Below are 15062 nucleotides of genomic sequence, written 5' to 3' on the forward strand. Positions count from 1 at the left end.
TTCGCGGGGAACCCACACCCTTGAACTCAACTGCGGGGGCAGGCGCTTCAGGACTGCAATTGGGGTTGTCCCGAGCTACAACGAGGCCGTCTGCAGGGTCTACGAGAACTGCTTCCTCAGCTGGGCAGCCCGCAGAATCCCCGTTGAGAGCCTGACGCCAAGGGAGATAGAAGAAATCCTCAAGTCGAAGCTCCTGCCCGAGGAGGCCCTTGGGAAGGTTAGGAAGACGTTTGAGGAGGCGAAGTACGGGAGGAGGGAGCTGACCAGGGAAGAGTTCATAGAGTTCTACCGGAGCGTTGAAAGCCTGACGGGGGTGAGTTGCAATGCGTAAAGCGGTTGACGCTGTTCTATACGTTGGTCTCATGCTCACCGGCGTCGGTCTTGTCAGGTCAGGACTCCTGCCGGGATGGCTGATGTCCCCTGTGATTGCGCTTTTCCTCGGTTTTCTGGTTTCGCTCTACTCCGAGGGGACGAAAAGGAGTGTAATCAGGGGGCTGTCTTTAGCCATAGCGTTCCTGCTCACGGGAAAGTTATGGTCTCTCGGCGGAGTCCTGATTGGGATTGGCTTGGTCCTCAGGAGCGTCGGACTCGAACGTGGCTCCGTTAAGGTTGTGGGGCTCGGTGAGGGCTTGGTTGTAGCGGGGGTGTTTCCCTTCCTGCCGGCCGAGCTGTCGCCGGTGCCGATTCTGGCTGGGGCTTTCCTGGTGCTGGGCTATCTCCTCTCGGAGCGCATTGAGGAGCTTAAGGGGAGCGTTCTCGGGTTTGCCCTGCTTGGGGGCGGGGTGGGGGCCTACCTTTCCGTGAGGAACTACCTCCTCAGGGTGAACCCGAAGCTTGCGCTCTACTCCGAGTGGATAGCCCTCGTTGTGGCCCTCGTCGGGGCCATAGGAATCGCCGCCGGCAGGGGTGAGAAGCCGGAGGAATACCTCGAGGAGCTTCTCGCTGAGAGGCCGAGAATGAGACTTCCTGCCGATGAAAGAATTGAGAAGGCCGTTAGGGAGTTTCTGGTGGGAGGCAGAAAGGCGGAGCTTCTCTCCTACGTGGCCTTCTACGGGAGCAGAACCTTCGGGAGCAGGGAGGAACTTCTTCGGCTCATCGAAAAGCTCTCCGAGTACGAGCCGAAAAGGCCGGGCATTCTAACGCCCCTCTGGCTGAGGAGGAGCATTTTGAAGAAGGAACTTGAGAGGAGAGAAAAGCTCGTTAGGGAGATATTTGATGCCCTTAAGGGGGGTCTGAGGTGAGGCGCTTCCTCGGCTACGCCCTCTGGTCGATATTCCTGGGGGTTGCGCTCCTTTCGCCGGGAATGGAGGTTCTGGCGGTTGTGCCCCTGATGATAATCTTCATAGGCAGCCTTCTGAGCCCCCCGGAGGTGATTGAGGTCAGGAGGACGCTGTCGAGGGACACCGTCATGAGGGGCGGTCAGCTTGAGGAGACGATACGGGTTCGCTCCGGGAGGGGGATTGGAATAATTCTCCTCAGGCTCCCCGTTCCCGCTGGGGTAAGGACTGAGAGGGTCACGTTCGTGGGTTTTAAAGGCCCGGGGGAGGCCGTGCTGACCTTCGTGAGGAAGCTTCGGTTCGAGGTTCCCGGAAGGCAGAGCCTCCCGGAGGCCGAGGTTTTAACGGTCAACCCGCTCTTCGTCAGGTTCAACTGGATTGTAAGCGGTAAACGTCCCGGGCTTCACGTCCTTCCATCGAGCCTCCCCAGGAGGTACAAGATTCCCGGAACGCGGAGGCGCAGGCCCAGGTACGCGGTTTCCGGCAAGGTCTCCATGGACTTCAGGGAGGTCAGGGACTACCAGCCTGGGGACCCGCTGAAGAAAATCAACTGGAAGGCCTCCGCAAGGTTTGGAAGAATTCTCGTGAACGAGTTTGAGAGGGAAGGGAGTGGAACGGTCTTCATAGTTATAGACGTGGAATCCCTCTCAACCCTAGGTGAAGGGCGCTTCGTTGAACTGCTATCAGCCCTAGTGAGCTACCTCACGGGGCTTGAGTACCACGTCGGGTTCTACCTCTACGGGCTTGGACGTTTCGTTCCCCCCTCGGCTGGAATCAGGGCTGTGGGAGACGTTCTCCGGGAGGTCTTCGCGATGTGGGAGGAGGCGAGGGAGGAAACCCCCTCTGCGCTCATAGAGTTCATCAGGGGCTACAGCTCGAGGTACCTTCCGACGGTTATATTCGTGACGTCCCTCTTTGAGGAGAACTTCGGAAGGGTCAGCGGAACCATTGGGCTGTTGAAGTCGGCGATAAGGGCCAGGATAGTCTCGATAAACGTGGCACCGACCGTTGAAAACCCCCTCGTTTTGATGGAGAACCGGGGACTCGCCTGGGAGCTTTCCAAGATTTCCAAGACGGTCCACTGGCATCAGGAGAACGTGTCCAGCGTCCTCAAGGAGATATCGGGGGTGATTTCGTGAACCTCAGGCACTTTGGAATCGCCGTGACCATTCTCTTCGCGCTCCTGCTGTTGATTGCGTACTCCTCGCTTTCTCCCTACCTCGGTGTCGGCGTAGCCCTTACGGTCGTTGGGATTTACCTGCGGAGGAGCTCGCTCCAGGATGTTGTCTTCCTCTCGACGATAGCCTACGCGATTCCCTTCGCCATACTGCTCTCGCTCCTCCTCCCAATAGCCGTGCCGGGCTCCTACGAGTTCCTCGCCGAAAAAGTCGTTTCAAGCCCCTACTTCTCGAACCCGGTCTTCGCGATTCTCGTCATGGGGACGGCAATGGCGTCGGAGCTGGTTCTAATGGCGGTTCCGCTCGGCGATGCCGGTGCAAGGGCGCTTGGTCATGCCCTCCCCTACGTCTTCGTTTCGGTTGCGCTGGCGGCTCTTCTCTTCGCAATCATCTACGGGGTTGGGTTCAGGCTAAGCCCGCTCGCGGTTCCGCTGATAGTGCTCGCCCTAGGCCTGATAGCCGTTCCAGAGAGAGGGGGCAGTGGAGTTGTCGTCGTCGAGTGCGAGAAAGGCCCAGTCCGGGTTGTAACCGAGAGGGGAGAAATTGAAATCTGGCCGAACCCCCTCACGAGGCTTCAGAACGGGAGGTTCAGGGTAACCGTTGAGGTGGAGGGAAGGGTTAGGGGTGTGTTCATTGGGGACAGGAAGGCGAAGTTAATCCTAAGCGGCTCCGACGGCGAGCGGGACTTCTTCCTATACCGTTAGACGAGCCTTCCTTCGATGAGGATCCTCGGCGACAGAAAGCTCAGAACCCTCCTCGTGTCTTTTCCAACCTCCATCTTTCTGAGGAGTTCGAAGACGTTCCCGACGAGCATGTTGTCCTTGAAGGGCTTCAGCTCGCCGTTCTTAACCACGTAGCCAAGCTCGACCGTCAGCGAGAAGTCACCGCTCACGGGGTTTGCGGTGTGCTCGCCGAAGACCTTCCTAACGATGACACCCTCGTAGTCCTCAAGGCTTTCACCGCCCGGTTCGATGACCACGTTGCTCGTTCCGATGTAAGGAACGCTCCTGAAGGTTCTCAGCGCGTTTCCTGTGCTCTCCATGTCGAGGAACGAAGCGTAGGTGTGGTCGAGGAGAAAATTCCTAACAACCCCGTCTTCGACGAGAACCGTTCTCTGACCGGGGGTTCCCTCCCCGTCGAAGGAGTAGCTTCCCGGCAGTGCCGGAAGGGTCGAGTCGTCCACGAGCGTGAAGTTGCCAATAGCCTCACCGGGCTTCGAGAACCTGCTCCTGCCGTGGTAGACCTCGTCGCCGTAGAGGTTGCTCATGAAGACGTCCATAACCGAGGCAACAGCCTCGGTCTCGAGGACCAGCTCTCCGGAGTAGGGTTCGAGCTTTTCTGCACTGGCGCTCAGCCTCGCCTCATCAACCGCCCCTTCAACGGCCCTTTCGAGTTCTTCGACGGGCTGTAGCGACGTGAAGCTCTGCCTGTAGGAGCCGGTTCCCGGCGGCTCGCTGATTACGGCGTAGGCCGAGACGCCCATGTACGTTGAGCGTTCTTCAAGTTCGATTCCGTTGGAGTTCACCACGCCGCTCGTTCCAACGGCAAAGGAGAGGGAACCCGAGAGGGTTTCCTTCCCCTTCTTCTCCCTCATGAGTTCCGCGTACTGAAGCGCCAGTGAGTGGGCTTCCTCGAAGGGAATCTCGTCGATTTCTCTGTCGTAGATTCCCTCCACTTGGGGGACTCTCCTCCTGACCGGAAAACCTCTGAAGGGAACCTCGCTTATTTTCGCGAGCTTGAGTGCCCTTTTGACGAGCCGCTCGAGGTTTTCCTCCCTCGGGTGCAGGCCCGTGATGTATGAGAACCCGAGTCTGCCGTTTAAACCGACCCTGAGGCCTATTCCCGAATAGAATTTCCTCTGGGAGCGTTCGAGGGTTTCCCTCTCGATTTTAAACGAACCCGAACGGCCGAACTGGTAGAAGATTTCCCACTCGACGTTCTCGTGTTCCAGCATTTCCGCGAGCTTTTCAACCGCTTCAATCATTTCAATCCCCCCACGAGGGCTCTCGTCAGTATATGTGGCCCGCCGTCGTCAACCGGAACCCACTGACCCTTCCCGCAGTAGCCGGGGAACTCGACGCGGGTGTCCTTCCCTATGGCCCTTATGTTCTTCAAAACGTTCAGGATTTTGCCGGACAGAGCCACGTCCCTGACGGGTTCTCTAATCTCACCGTTCTCAACTATGTAGCCGATTTTCGCCCCGAAGGTGAACGTCCCGTTGGCCGTGTCAACCTGCCCCCCCTTGTCGCCGAGCATGTAGAGACCGTTCTTAACCTCCTCGAGGATTTCCTCAAACGACCAGTCCCCGGGTTCAACGTAGGTGTTTCCCATTCTCACGAGGGGCTGATGGGCGTAGCTCTCGGCTCTCGCGTGGCCGTTCGGCTCGAGGCCGAAGTACTCGGCCGTCTCCCTGTCGTTGAGGTAGCTGACGAGAACGCCGTCGCGGATTATCTCGACGCGCTTGGCTTTAATCCCCTCGTCGTCGTACGGGTAGCTTCCGAACTTGCCTGGCAGAGTGGGGTCGTCAACGACGTTCAAACCATCTACCGCTATCCTCTCCCCGAGCCTTCCGGCCAAGATGCTGTCGCCGTTCTTAACCGAATCCGCCTCGACTGCATGGCCCAAAGCCTCGTGGATAAAAACCCCGGTCAGCTCGGGGTCGGCTACGACGTCCATCTCTCCGGAGGGTGGTGAGCCGGCCCTTAAAAGTTCGAGGGCTTTCTCCCTGACGTGGGCTGTCCAGAAGTTCAAGTCAGTTTTCTCAATCAGCTCCCAGCCGAGGGTTCCTCCGAAGCTCTTCCAGAAGTTCTGCATCTCGCCGCTTTCTTTGGCCGTTACCGAGAAGCCGAACCTCACCCTCGGCACGACGGTTCTTATCTCGCTTCCCAGGGAGTTGAAGTAGAGGGTCTCGACGATTGAATCGCCGTAGTAGGCGTTTCTGCTGACTATCCCATCGCCCGCGAGGAGGCCGTCTATCTCCTTAACGAGGGAGAGCTTCTCTTCAACGTCAACCTCGGTGAACGGCTTTTTGACCTTAAGCTCAACCTCGTCCTTAACCGGGTTTCCCGTGTAAATCCTTGCGCTGCCCCTTGAGAGCTTGGCTATCTTCATCGCCGTTTCGATGGCCTTCTCAAACCTCTCGCGGTCGTTGGCGCTCGAGAATCCCCAGGCGCCGTTGAAGGCCCTCGCCCCTATGCCAAGCTCGGAATCGCTCGAAAGCTCTCTTAACTGGCCGTTGCTCATTGAAAGCCGGGTCGAGGTAACCCTGACGAGCCGCACCTCGTAGTATTCAATCCCGTGTTTTTCCGCGAGTTCCTCGGCCCTCTTGACGAGCCACTCCATACTCCCACCGCAGGGCATAAAAGGGAAAGGGCTTATATTCCTTGCCATAGAGGAATGAACCACAGGGTTTAAGGGTTGAGAAATGGAGCGGAGGAACGAGATACTCGACCAAATTCGAAGAAGGCCCGGGGTGACGTTCCGAGAACTCGCCAGGGAACTGGGGATAGGCATCGGCGACCTTCAGTATCACCTCCACAAGCTTGAGAAAGAGGGCAAGGTCTTCTCAAAGAAAATAGGAAGGCGGAGGTACATATTCCCGGCGGGCTTTGAGGAGGAAGCTCAAAGGCTCGTCATAGCGATTTCAACTGAGACGAGACGGCGAATCCTGCTTCAGCTCATGGAGGGGCCTAAGAGCCAGGGGGAACTCGCCGAAAGACTCGGCGTAAGCCAGCCGACGATTAGCTACCACATGGGGGAGCTTGAGAAGCTCGGGATAGTGGAGGTTGTCAGGGAAGGGCGGAGCGTGATATACAGGCTCAAACACGACCCGACGCTGATTGCCAGGATTATTAGGGATTACCGCCCGAGCCTCTGGGAGAAGCTGGCCGATAACCTTATAGACCTGCTGACGAGCATGGGTGAGGGGAAATGATGGAGGTAGTCCTTGAGTTGCTCTTCATAGCCCTCGCGCTGACACTGGTCGGGGTTTCGTACCTCGCCTACAAGAAGAGCCACCTACGGGCGGCGCTGTACTTCCTGCTCGCGTTCCTCCTGCTGGCTATTAAAAAGGTGGTGGAGCTTTCAAAGGACGCCCTGAGGGTTCAGCGGGACGTCAGTGCCATAGTGGATGCCCTCGAAGTGGTGGTCATGATTCTGTTCCTGCTCGCCCTCTGGAAGCGTTAACGAACGACCATGACGGGGGCCTCTATTCTTCCCACGACCTCCTCAAGGAGTGAACCAATCCTCGTTTTGCCGCTCCTTCCGTAGGCGCCCATGACGACGAGCGAGTAGCCGGAGTTCGCCTCCTCTAGAACCTTCTCCCGAGCCGAGCCTTCCGTAATCTTCACCGAGCAGTTAACCCCTTCGTCCCTGCAGAGAACAAGAAGGTTCGTCATGATTTCCCGTATGCTCCTCTTCATGTCCTCCCATACCTTCTCCTCAAAGCGCTGAACGTGGGCCAAGTCCTGACTGATTAACCCCATGTTGAAGGCTAGGGCCTTTGCCTCCTTTCTGTCGAGAACCGAAAAGAGCACGAGCTTGGCTTCCTTCTTCTTGGCTATCGCTATCGCGTGCAGAGCGGCTTTTTGGCTCCATTTGGAGCCGTCAACCAAAACGAGTATCCTCACCCTTCACACCCCCACGTACCTCAGCCACAGTATCCCCATACCGGCCGCGACCGTCAGGACCATTATAACGGCGCCGACCTTCAGAAAGTCGAGGAAGGTTATCCTTATCCCCTCCCTGTCGGCTATGCCTATAACGACGACGTTGGCGCTCGCTCCTATGGCAGTTCCGTTGCCGCCGAGACACGCACCGAGAGAGAGCGCCCACCACAGGGGATACACGTTCATCGAGGAACCCATCGCCTTAATCAGGGGAATCATGGCGGCGGTGAGGGGTATGTTGTCCACTATTGCCGAGGCAACCGCTGAGAACCACGTTACTATTACGAGAGCCTGCCCCGTGTCCGAGACGTAGCCGAGCAGCCACTGGGCGACGCCGTCTATAACCCCCGTCTCGACGAGCGCCCCCACGATTATGAAGAGGCCTGCGAAGAAAAATATCGCCGTCCACTCCACCTTTTCGAGGACCTCCGTCGGCTCCACCCCGCTCCAGATTAGCAGAACCGAGGCCCCGGCCATCGCCACAACCGCCGGGGGAAGCTCAAGTCTGTCGTGGATGAAGAAGAACGCGATAACGCCCAGGATAACCGCGACGGATTTTCTGAAGAGTTCCCTGTCCCTTATGACCTCGTTCTCGTCGAGGTTTTCTATGGCGGCTTCAATGCCCCTGCGCTCCCCCTCGCTGACGGTTATGCTCCCCCTGTAGGCGAGGTATATAATCCCAACCGTCAGCACCAAATCCACGGCCGCTATCGGGCCCATGTTCGAGAGGAACTCGAGGAAGCTGAGCTTCGCCGCGGAGGCTATCATGATGTTGGGCGGGTCGCCTATCAGGGTCGCCGTTCCCCCGATGTTCGACGCAAAAATCTCGGCGAGTAGATACGGCACGGGGTTTACCCCCATGAGCCTCGTTATGTAGAGGAGCATCGGCGTTAGAAGGAGCACGGTTGTAACGTTGTCGAGGACGGAGCTGACGACCGCAGTGACGACTGAGAACAGAATCAGAACCCGCATAGGACTTCCCTTGGCGAGCTTGGCGGTCTTTATTGCGAGGTATTCGAAGAGACCGCTCTCCTTTGCTATGTTAACGATAATCATCATGCTTATCAGGAGGAGCAGGGTCCCGAGGTCGAGGTACTCGGGCAGTCTCTCCCAGGGAACCACCTTCAGGGCAACGATGACGGCCGCACCGAAGAGGGCCGCAACGGTTCTGTGAACCCGTTCGCTTATTATCAGGGCGTAGGTAAACAGGAAGACGCCGATGGACAGTGCAGCGGCCGTGTTCACACTTACCACCTCAGTAGACTATGACCGGAACCAGGACGTGCTGAACCACCTTGAGGACGACGGGACTTATGGGGGATGTCTTCGTGACCTCCGAGCCGAAGCTCCTCGAAATGACGAGCAGGTCGTACTCGGACGCCATCTCGATGACGTCATCACCCTTGTCCCCGAACCGCTCCTCCGCCTGAACTTCAAGTCCGAAGCCTTCGAGGCTCTCCTTTAAGGCCTCAACGAGCCTTTTACCGCGCTCCCTCTCAACCTGGAGAAGCTTCTGCGCTTCCTCTTCGCCAAGGGTTTCCTCTATCAGCCTGAAGGTCTGGGCGTCCAGCAGGTACACGAGTCGGACCTTCGCTCCCCGGTAGGCCTCCAGAACGTCCAAAACCCCGTGGAAATCCCCGGAGAATCTGTCGAGGGGGATGAGAATGCTCTCGACCTCCGGGAGAACGAATTCCTCCGGGAGAAGAAGGAACTCCCGGTACCTCTTCACTATCTCGTCGTACCTGTCCCCCGCTATGCTCCTGAACTTCCTGTCTATGAGGGAGCGGAATATGCTCAAAGGCACCACCTGCTCAACGAGATTGAACGTTTAGAATAAAAACTTTAGCAAAAAGAAGTCTTCATATGTCTTAGATTTTTGAACCACAAACGCTTTATCGGATAAAAAGGAGCCTCTAAAGGGTGAGAGAATGAGGAGAGTCCTTGCAGTAGTTCTCATTCTGGCCCTCGTGATGCCACTGGCACTGACGGCACAGCCTGCGATGGCCCAGTGTCCCTGCGAGGGACACACCGTGGTCCTCAAGGCACCTGCCGTTGCCAAGACCTCGACGGGTCAGCTGGTGGGAGTGGTTACGGAGTTCGTTATAACGGTCGCCCCGGGACACGGGCACGTTTACATAGAAACCTGGCCGCTGGCGCAGGTTGACATGCAGGCCAGCGCGAGGCTCGCGGCTCAGGTTGCGGGAAGGGTTCTGGGGGTCAACATGAGTCACTACGACGTTTTCATTCAGGTTCGCGCGAACACATCAATCATCGGCGGTCCCTCTGCAGGAGGAACGATGACCGTCGGCATAATCGCGGCCCTCGAGGGCTGGAAGATAAACCCCAACGTCATGATGACAGGGATGATAAACCCCGACGGAACCATCGGGCCCGTTGGAGGAATCCTTGAGAAGGCCTCCGCCGCGCACGAGGCAGGAGCGAAGATATTCCTCATCCCAGAAGGTCAGAGGATTCAGTACGTTCAGGAGACCCAGAAGAAAGAGATAGGCGGAGTTATTGAGATAAAAACCGAAACCAAACCGGTTGACGTTGTGAAATACGCCGAGGAGCGCTGGGGCCTCAAGGTTATAGAGGTCAAGGACATCTACCAGGCCGTTTACTACTTCACCGGCCACAGGATTCCCAGGCCCAAGCCGCCGGCGAAGGTCGAGATTAGTACGGCGTTCCTCGAGAACGACGCGAAGAGCGACTACGCAAACACAACCGCCTACTACCGGAAGGTTATGAAGGAGTTGCAGGAGAGCAACGTTGGCTACGAAACCTATGAAACGCTCCTCGCGGCCCTTCAGAGCGCGGGTCAGCTGCTCAACCAGTCGAGGGAGGACATCGCGAAGGGAATGTACTATACTGCCTTGAGCCACGACTTCCAGGCGAGGATAATAATCAGGCACGTTGACTGGTACCTCTCCACGAACACCCCGGAGGACGTTCAAAAACTGCTCGACAGGGTTAGGGCCGAGATAAACTCAACGGAGGCGTACGTGGAGAACCAGACAATCCGGGGAATCACGATGCTTCAGGCCATAGCGGCCGCGGAGCAGAGGGTTGAGGATGCAAAGAGCGCCCTTGACAGTGCGTGGAGGTACTACTACTCGCAGGACTACTGGGATGCCATCGGCGAGGCCGCGTACGCCTACGAAAGGGCCAAAACTGCAGTCTTCTGGACTAACCTTGGGAAGAAGTTCGCCAGGGGTAAGCCAATAAGCAAGAACATAGTCAGGATTACCGCGAGGGACTACATAGATGAGTCGGACCTCATAGTTGCCTACATCGAGTCCATGTACGGCGACGTCATAGGCAACAGCCTGACTAGCACGATAGAGAAGGCCCAGCAGTACTACGACGACGGCAAGTACTCGGCGGCGCTGTTCACTGCGATGCAGGCGCGCGTTCAGGGGGAGGTCTTCCTCGACACCCTTGCGATAACGAACTGGACTGTCCTCATGGACAAGCTCAACATGGCGAAGGAGGACGCCAAGACCGCCATAGGCACAGCCGAGGAGAAGGGGATAACGCCCATACTTGCGATAGCCTACTATGAGTTCGCCGAGAGCTTTGAGGAGCAGGCCGTTAAGACCCAGAACGTCAGCGACCTCCAGACGGCCATGACGTTCTACATGTACTCAACGGAAACGGCGAACCTGTTCCTCGAGAGCCCATCTGGAATAGCCCCCGCGCCAAAGGTTCCCTCCAACGCAACGGTTCCGCAGGTGAACGTCCCCAACGCCACGGCAACGTCAACCCAGGCGGCACAGGGCCAGGCTGGAACCCAGTACGGTGTTCTGGGAATATTCATGGTGATAGCGTTCATCGTCGGCTTGGCAGTGGGGAAGAAGCTTTAGCCCGGAAGGGCCTTTACCCCCTTCTTCTTTAACAGCTCGACCTCCCACTCGGCAAGGCTCGGGCAGACGGTACAGCCGAGCCTGTAAAAGCCCTCGTAGTAGAGCGGGTGCAGTTTAAAGCCCCTCATTAGGATGAAGAGCTGAACCATGAACCCGCTCCAGAACTTTATCGGCATGGCCTCGAGGATTCTTCCGAAGTCCGTCTTCCTCTCAACGACCGGTGGCTTGAGCCGTCTCCTCGCGCTCTCCCCGTCTCTGTCGCCGACGAGGAGAATCGGTTTTTCAAACTCCGAAACGACCGAATAGAGGGCCTCAACCTTTTTCCTCGTGCACCAGCGGTTCTGATGAGTCGGCATGCCGTACTTCTCAAGGGGCATCGGAACGTCGACGCGAATCAAGTTCACGCCGAGCTTTTTGGCGGTCTCTTCAACGTATTCATCCGTTTCGGGCATCTCGTACTCCATTCTGACGTAGACGGCCGTAACCTCGTCGAAAACTTCCTTCGCTAAAATAAGTGTGGCCGTCGAGTCCTTTCCCCCGCTCCAGGGAACGACGATGTCGTAGTCCTCAAAGGCCCTGAGAAAAGCCTTCGATGCGCTGGCAAAGGCCTCTATGTAGTCCTGGTTGGCTGAGATGAGCGAGTTGAGGGAAACGTCCTCGGTGCAGGGGCACCTCCAGAGAACCTCGGTCGGGAAGCCGAGCTTCTTGCTAACCTCGGCCACCTTGTTCGGGCCGGAGAAGTAGACCTCCTGGTTCATCGTTTTCCGCAGGACGAGCGAGTTCTCGCCGAGCTCGACGCCGAGGAGCGAGCGCATAGCTTTTCTGAAGCCGTCGCCAATGGCAAGGTAGATGTCGTAGTCCGGGTTAATTTCGAGGCCGAAGGGGTTCTCGGGGTTGAGGGCGTAAGTGCCTTTCCACTCGATGCCAAGGCGAAAGCGGGCCTTTATCTCCTCGATGTGGGAGTAGAGCTCGTCAACGCGCATGTTCCTAACGCGCTTCGTCCTCAGAACTCTCGCGTAGAAGGGCTTTCCGGACTCCTTCAGAACAGGCAAAAGCTCCTCCATGAGGTCTTTCTCCTTCTCGCCGAGGAGGAGAACCGGAATGTAGGGCTCCCCAAGAATCCTCTCAAGGTTCTCAAGGACTTCCTCCTTGGTTCTTCCCCCGCCGAGGCTCTCAACCCTTAGGAAGCCCCCGTAGTTTCTCTCGTTTATGTAGCTTAGAGCCTTCGCGTCCTTTCTGGCCCGGGCTATGAGCGCGAACATGGAAGGGGTTAAAAGGGGAAGCTTAAAAGTCTTCGCGCCGATGAGGAAAACTCCCTGCCCTGAGCTGTGATGAGACCGGCTTTCCCGAGGCTACACCAGCGACGCGAGGAATGCCCTGTAGGTTTTCTTTACCCTTCTAATCGATGAAACGCTCACCCACTCGTCGCTCGCGTGCCAGTTGCCGCCAACGGGTCCGAAGACGAGAGTAGGCCTTCTGAGATAGGTCGCGAAGTAGTTGAAGTCGCCGACGCTTTTGCCGTATGTAACTTCAAGCTCCCCTCCCGATGTGCTTCTGTACGCTTCTCTGAACAGCTTCGCCTCCCCCAGGTTCTCGCGGATGACGTAGGGAAGCATGTCCGGTGTTGGGCGGGGGTACTTCTCCACCGTGAGCTCGGCCTTTAGATTCAGCTTCTCCGCGAGCTTCATGATTTCAGACCTGACCTTCTCCCAGTCCTCACCCACAACGGTGTGCCTGTCTATAACCGCCTCCGCGTAATCGGGAACGCTCAGGCCGTCGGCCTTTCCCTCCATGGACAGCGTGCAGTATGAACCCTTTCCGAGCTTCAGGTGTTTCCTGAGCCTTATCCTCTCAAGACTGCCGACGAGTTTGGCCAGCTCCTCGATTGCGTTTATTCCCAGGTAAGGCCTGGCGGCGTGGGCCTTCCTGCCCCTCGCCTTAACGGTTATTACAAAGCGGCCCCTCGCGCCGAGCATAAGCCTCTCGTTCGTCGGCTCTGAGACTAGCACAAGGTCCGACCCCTCAAGCTTGCCGCTTTTTATCAGTTCCCACGTTCCCCTTGAGTAGCCCTCCTCGTCGCTGACGGCCGTGAATATCAAGCTCGGCCTTTCCCGCTTTGAAAGCTCAGCCATCTCGATGAAGAGCGTTAGAAATACCGAAAGTCCAGCCTTCATGTCGGCGCTTCCGAGGCCGTAGAAGTGGTCGCCGTCGAGCTCGCCCCTCGGATTCCTCGTCCAGCCGGGGGATAGGTTCACGGTGTCCATGTGGCCGTTGAGCACAACGGTCGGCCCCTTGCCGGGCAGATACGCTATAACATCGTCTCCGAACCCCTCAACCGGCAGTGTTTCCGTTTTTATCCCGTGCTCCTCGAGGAGCGAAGCTATGAACTTTGAAATCTCCTCCTCCCTTCCGAAAGGGGACTCGATGGAGACGAGCTTCTTAAGGAGTTCAACCTCGTCCATCTTCACCACCGACCAGTTCTTTGACGAATTCCGAAAACCTCGCCTTCCTTTCGAAGCTCTCGGCCTTCTCAAGTTCCTTCTTCAGCTCGCTTATATTACCTTCTATCTCATCGGCTAGGTCGCTGAGAAGCATGCCCTCGCTCGAGGACTCGGACAGGTACCTGAAGGCCCTCAGGCTTATCGACTCGAGGTTTATCGCGTTCCTGAGAACCTTAATATAATCCCCAACGGTCTCAACCTTGAACCTCTTGGAGAACTTGACCTCCTTCGTCTTCAGTCCGGGGTAGAGCTCCCTCGCAATGTGTCGCATGTTCTCGACCTGCTTTCTCTTCTTCTCCACGAAGCGGGAGAACTTGACCCTGCCGTAGCTCCTCGGCAGGGAGTCTCTCATAACTATGTAGAGCGACAGCGTCGCCTCGGAAAGCTCAATCAGGTAAGAAAAGACCTCCTGCGGGGACAGTCTGGAGACGTCCTCAAGCTGTCGGAGCAGTTCCTCAACCTCGTCGGGCTCCGAAAACAAGTCGAGGTCTACCATCACACCACCTAAGATGGAGTTCTGAAGTAAAGCGTAAAAACGTTTTGTGGTGGACCGGGCGGGATTTGAACCCGCGGCCTCCGCCTTGCGAGGGCGGCGCTCGTACCAGGCTGAGCTACCGGCCCACTCCCGGTTATAGTGGGCGGGTGTTGGCTTTAAAAAGTTTTGGTCTGCGAGGGTTCATTGCTGGACAGGTTTGAGTTTAATTTCCACTGGAGAGAAAGGGCTTTTAACTTAAGAGTGCCAACAAAATCGGGTGGTCGAATGGACGCGAGGGATTTTCACAGGGGCAACTTCATCGGCAACGGGAAGATAGATGTAATCCCAAAGGTCCCGCTCACGAGGGGAACCCTCCCTCTAGCGTACACTCCCGGTGTCGCCGAGGTCTCGCGCGAGATAGCGGAGAACCCCGAGAAGGTCTTTGAATACACCAACAGGGGCAACATGGTGGCCGTTGTAAGCGACGGGACGAGGGTTTTAGGTCTCGGCGACATAGGACCGCTGGGTGCGCTCCCGGTGATGGAGGGCAAGGCCCTGCTCTTCAAGGCGTTCGGGGGCGTTGATGCCTTCCCGCTCGTTTTAGCAGAGAAGGACCCCGAAAGGTTCGTAGAGGTCGTTAAGGCTGTTTCCCCTTCCTTCGGCGGGATAAACCTTGAGGACATAGCCTCGCCGAAGTGCTTCTACATCCTCGACAGGCTGAGGGAGGAACTAGACATTCCGGTCTTCCACGACGACCAGCAGGGCACGGCGAGCGTCGTTCTGGCCGGCTTGATAAACGCGCTCAAGGTAGTCGGCAAGAAGCTTGACGAGATAAGCGTCGCGCTCTTCGGGGCCGGGGCGGCCGGTTTCGCGACGCTCAGATTAATCGTCAGGGCAGGCGTTAAGCCTGAAAACGTCCGGGTCGTCGAGCTCGTGAAGGGAAAGCCGAGGATTCTAACGTCGGATTTGCCTCTTGAGGAGCTGTTTCCATACAGGGGCGAACTCCTCGCGAGGACCAACGGCGAGGGGATTGAGGGAGGCCCGGCAGAGGCGCTTGAAGGGGCGGACGTTCTAATATCATTCACGAGGCCGGGGCCGGGT

At 57.2% G+C, this 15062-nt stretch carries 16 protein-coding genes and 1 tRNA gene; 8 read left to right on the plus strand and 9 right to left on the minus strand.

From position 1 onward, the window contains the following. The 4 genes from MVK46_RS02180 to MVK46_RS02195 form a co-directional block, all read left to right on the plus strand. Positions 1-331, plus strand: a 331-nt coding sequence (locus MVK46_RS02180) for a hypothetical protein (protein ID WP_297534948.1), incomplete at its 5' end; no start/stop codon positions are given. Next, entirely contained in the window at positions 324-1241 is a 918-nt protein-coding gene (locus MVK46_RS02185; RefSeq protein ID WP_297534950.1) for a hypothetical protein, read from the plus strand. The genes MVK46_RS02180 and MVK46_RS02185, both read left to right, overlap by 8 nt. Continuing rightward, on the plus strand, positions 1238-2416 hold the full coding sequence (locus MVK46_RS02190; RefSeq protein ID WP_297534952.1) for a DUF58 domain-containing protein: 1179 nt from the start codon (positions 1238-1240) through the stop codon (positions 2414-2416). The genes MVK46_RS02185 and MVK46_RS02190 overlap by 4 nt, the downstream gene beginning before the upstream one ends. Then, entirely contained in the window at positions 2413-3159 is a 747-nt protein-coding gene (locus MVK46_RS02195; protein WP_297534954.1) for a hypothetical protein, read from the plus strand. The genes MVK46_RS02190 and MVK46_RS02195 overlap by 4 nt, the downstream gene beginning before the upstream one ends. Here the strand turns inward: MVK46_RS02195 and MVK46_RS02200 are convergent. Then, on the minus strand, positions 3156-4439 hold the full coding sequence (locus MVK46_RS02200) for a TldD/PmbA family protein (RefSeq protein WP_297534956.1): 1284 nt from the start codon (positions 4437-4439) through the stop codon (positions 3156-3158). The two genes, MVK46_RS02195 and MVK46_RS02200, sit on opposite strands and share 4 nt — an antisense overlap. Next, complete coding sequence (locus MVK46_RS02205; protein WP_297534958.1) at positions 4436-5797, minus strand: TldD/PmbA family protein; 1362 nt, start codon at positions 5795-5797, stop codon at positions 4436-4438. The genes MVK46_RS02200 and MVK46_RS02205 overlap by 4 nt, the downstream gene beginning before the upstream one ends. 82 nt (positions 5798-5879) lie before the next feature. Between MVK46_RS02205 and MVK46_RS02210 the strand changes: the two genes are divergently transcribed. Both MVK46_RS02210 and MVK46_RS02215 read left to right on the plus strand, forming a co-directional pair. Beyond that, entirely contained in the window at positions 5880-6389 is a 510-nt protein-coding gene (locus MVK46_RS02210) for a metalloregulator ArsR/SmtB family transcription factor (RefSeq protein WP_297534960.1), read from the plus strand. Then, a complete protein-coding gene (locus MVK46_RS02215) occupies positions 6389-6640 on the plus strand; it encodes a hypothetical protein (RefSeq protein ID WP_297534961.1) in 252 nt (83 codons plus the stop codon). Before MVK46_RS02210 ends, MVK46_RS02215 begins: the two co-directional genes overlap by 1 nt. On the opposite strand, the gene MVK46_RS02220 is transcribed toward MVK46_RS02215, so the two are convergent. Genes MVK46_RS02220 through MVK46_RS02230 form a run of 3 tightly spaced genes read right to left on the minus strand, consistent with a single transcriptional unit; the run spans position 6637 to position 8926 of the window. Further along, positions 6637-7083 (minus strand): universal stress protein, encoded by a 447-nt coding sequence (locus MVK46_RS02220; protein ID WP_297534962.1) that lies wholly within the window; start codon positions 7081-7083, stop codon positions 6637-6639. The two genes, MVK46_RS02215 and MVK46_RS02220, sit on opposite strands and share 4 nt — an antisense overlap. A 3-nt stretch (positions 7084-7086) precedes the next feature. Next, positions 7087-8367 carry an ArsB/NhaD family transporter gene (locus MVK46_RS02225; RefSeq protein WP_297534963.1) on the minus strand — a complete coding sequence of 427 codons (1281 nt, stop codon included), beginning with the start codon at positions 8365-8367 and terminating at the stop codon, positions 7087-7089. 10 nt (positions 8368-8377) lie between these two features. Then, positions 8378-8926, minus strand: coding sequence for a universal stress protein (locus MVK46_RS02230; RefSeq protein WP_367182622.1), 549 nt, complete (start codon positions 8924-8926; stop codon positions 8378-8380). A 124-nt stretch (positions 8927-9050) separates the two neighbouring features. Between MVK46_RS02230 and MVK46_RS02235 the strand changes: the two genes are divergently transcribed. Continuing rightward, positions 9051-10985 (plus strand): S16 family serine protease, encoded by a 1935-nt coding sequence (locus MVK46_RS02235; protein ID WP_297534964.1) that lies wholly within the window; start codon positions 9051-9053, stop codon positions 10983-10985. Here the strand turns inward: MVK46_RS02235 and MVK46_RS02240 are convergent. The 4 genes from MVK46_RS02240 to MVK46_RS02255 form a co-directional block, all read right to left on the minus strand. Next, complete coding sequence (locus tag MVK46_RS02240; protein WP_297534965.1) at positions 10982-12247, minus strand: phosphoadenosine phosphosulfate reductase family protein; 1266 nt, start codon at positions 12245-12247, stop codon at positions 10982-10984. The two genes, MVK46_RS02235 and MVK46_RS02240, sit on opposite strands and share 4 nt — an antisense overlap. Before the next feature lie 90 nt (positions 12248-12337). Further along, positions 12338-13447 carry a M20/M25/M40 family metallo-hydrolase gene (locus tag MVK46_RS02245; RefSeq protein ID WP_297534967.1) on the minus strand — a complete coding sequence of 370 codons (1110 nt, stop codon included), beginning with the start codon at positions 13445-13447 and terminating at the stop codon, positions 12338-12340. Then, positions 13434-13982: a hypothetical protein gene (locus MVK46_RS02250; protein WP_297534969.1), complete on the minus strand. Its 549-nt coding sequence runs from the start codon at positions 13980-13982 to the stop codon at positions 13434-13436. The genes MVK46_RS02245 and MVK46_RS02250 overlap by 14 nt, the downstream gene beginning before the upstream one ends. 47 nt (positions 13983-14029) lie before the next feature. Further along, positions 14030-14107 (minus strand) — tRNA-Ala (locus MVK46_RS02255). Positions 14108-14246: 139 nt separating this feature from the next. Here MVK46_RS02255 and MVK46_RS02260 point away from each other — a divergent pair. Then, on the plus strand, positions 14247-15062 hold an 816-nt coding region (locus MVK46_RS02260; RefSeq protein WP_297534971.1), incomplete at its 3' end, for a malic enzyme-like NAD(P)-binding protein.

The organism is Thermococcus sp. (assembly GCF_027066465.1).
Lineage (GTDB): Archaea > Methanobacteriota_B > Thermococci > Thermococcales > Thermococcaceae > Thermococcus.